Source organism: Methylobacterium sp. D48H (assembly GCF_053345715.1).
The window spans coordinates 1-344 of sequence record NZ_JBKFAP010000105.1; the positions used below are offsets into that span (position 1 = coordinate 1).

1 tRNA gene is annotated in these 344 nt (G+C 63.4%); it reads left to right on the forward strand.

From position 1 onward, the window contains the following. Window positions 1-230: 230 nt before the first annotated feature. Window positions 231-307, forward strand: a tRNA-Ile gene (locus ACLBX8_RS31680). Window positions 308-344 lie beyond the last annotated feature (37 nt).

Sequence of the window (344 nt, forward strand, 5' to 3'; positions counted from 1 at the left end):
GTAGGGGAACCTGCGGCTGGATCACCTCCTTTCTAAGGATGCTGACAGCAGGATGACCGGTTCCCGGTCCGCTCCTCGGACGGCGTCATTAGGATATCAGGGCTCAGTCAGAGCCCATTGGCGGGACGAATGCCGCCCTCGTTTCTCTTCCTCACCAGATAGCGCGATCGCCGGAGCGGTCCGACTGCGGGTCTGCCTGCGGTCTGGTCCCGCGACAGCTCGATCGTACTGGGCCTGTAGCTCAGGTGGTTAGAGCGCACCCCTGATAAGGGTGAGGTCGGACGTTCGAGTCGTCCCAGGCCCACCATGGACGGGAGGCTCTGCCTGCGGCTTGACCCTTTGGG